This is a genomic window from Paucilactobacillus kaifaensis, from assembly GCF_005405145.1.
Lineage (GTDB): Bacteria > Bacillota > Bacilli > Lactobacillales > Lactobacillaceae > Paucilactobacillus > Paucilactobacillus kaifaensis.
The window spans coordinates 1-1,479 of the sequence record NZ_BJDM01000039.1; the positions used below are offsets into that span (position 1 = coordinate 1).

The 1,479-nt window shown below is 39.4% G+C and carries 3 protein-coding genes; all 3 read right to left on the reverse strand.

Annotated features, from left to right (window positions below):
- Window positions 1-193: PD-(D/E)XK nuclease-like domain-containing protein (locus FFM51_RS08905; protein ID WP_223875925.1), on the reverse strand; the 193-nt coding region annotated here is incomplete at its 3' end.
- The gene (locus FFM51_RS08675) at window positions 159-1,109 is read right to left on the reverse strand and encodes a recombinase RecT (protein WP_137598223.1); all 951 of its coding nucleotides are present in this window, start codon (window positions 1,107-1,109) and stop codon (window positions 159-161) included. The genes FFM51_RS08905 and FFM51_RS08675, both read right to left, overlap by 35 nt.
- Window positions 1,110-1,241: 132 nt before the next feature.
- Window positions 1,242-1,448, reverse strand: a complete 207-nt coding sequence (locus tag FFM51_RS08680; RefSeq protein ID WP_137598224.1) for a hypothetical protein — start codon at window positions 1,446-1,448, stop codon at window positions 1,242-1,244.
- Window positions 1,449-1,479: the final 31 nt, after the last annotated feature.

Below are 1,479 nucleotides of genomic sequence, written 5' to 3' on the forward strand. Positions count from 1 at the left end.
TATGAGCCGTCTTAGACTCGAAGTAACTGTGAACATAATTTCCAACAATCAATGGTTCTGGACTGCCAGACGGCTTCCACTCATCTTTTAGCTTAGCTGTAGCAGCTGCTTCACACTTTTCAAAATCTTTGTACTGGGAAACGGACCAATATTGCCAATCACTTTCCGCGGTGTAATAGTTCGCCTTGTTCAACAGTGGGTTCAGTTTTGTCGAGTTCTTTAGCGTATTTACGGGCTTGCTCTTGGGCTTCACTAACTTCTGGTTCTTCGTGGCTGTCGTCAACATTCTCACCTTCAATCACTTTAGTTTTATTTTCTGATTCAGTATCCGTAGTACTTGATTCCTTATCTGACACTGATTTTTCTTTTTCTGAATTAAATTTATTTTCAAGCTTGGAGGCTACACTATTTTCTGGTGTGACATCTTTACGGTTATCGTCATATTCATCAGCGGTCGTATCATTGATTGCCTTAATCAACATGTCGTTATCACCGCTAGTGTTAATGAAGAACTTAGCAGCTCGATTTAATACGGTTCGTTTTGCCATTTCACCTGGGAACTCTTTTTGTACCTTAGTGGTTTTGGCATGTGACCAGCTTTGATCGATCATCTTTTTAGTCATAACCGTGTAATTCTTAGTCCCATCCGTTTGTGTGATTACCGCAAAGGCACCAACAATTTCGTTATCAAGATTTGAAAAATCAGGTTTAAAGTTTTTAACAATTTGTCTACCTGATTCATCAGCCCCAATTTCAAACACGTCGCCCTTATGGATGATTTCAGCAAACACATCTTTGACATTTTCTAGCCGTTTTAAAATCGTAAGGCTTCCAAAATATGAACGCTGGAAGGTTAATTTTTGACCGTAAGGAATGAAGTAACCCTGGCTTTTTGCTGGGCTTAATCCTTGGATCGCCATGTTAAGTAACGTCTGTTTTTTAGAACCATCACTAGTAGCCATCAATTTTGAATCTTCACTAATCATCAACCAAGCTGAATTAAGGGCATTCCCTAAACTGAAATTAGCTGGTAAACTTAATCCATTCTCGCCTTGTTCAAGCTTCGTAATTCTTTCTTGTACACTTACTACAATTTCATTAGCTGCCATTATTTTTTCTCCTCTAATTTTTCAATATTGCCGTCCCAGTCGAACCTACACATACAGTTCCAACAAACAAATTCACCATCACCAATGTAGATGACATCATCATTTTGTTTACCGCAATTCGGACATGGTAAATCACCCATTTTTATTCACCCTTTCTGACCACAAATCTAAAAAATCTGTTAATCCGTTCTTTGCGATATAATCGCGTGCTCCATCTATCCAGTCATCTTCATAGAATGACGTTCCGTCAGCTAGTTCTCGCTTATTATTTGCTGGTTGGCCGTTACCATCCCAGAACTCATCAGCAGCACCTTTTGTAATTGGGTTATCGAGTCCCATTGCGTGTCATCCCCAATCGTGCTAAGATTCT

What these genes read in the sequence shown, in the direction of transcription:
- FFM51_RS08675 (WP_137598223.1), bottom strand. Translation starts at nt 1,109, where the DNA reads ATGGCAGCTAATGAAATTGTAGTAAGTGTACAAGAAAGAATTACGAAG.
- FFM51_RS08680 (WP_137598224.1), bottom strand. Translation starts at nt 1,448, where the DNA reads ATGGGACTCGATAACCCAATTACAAAAGGTGCTGCTGATGAGTTCTGG.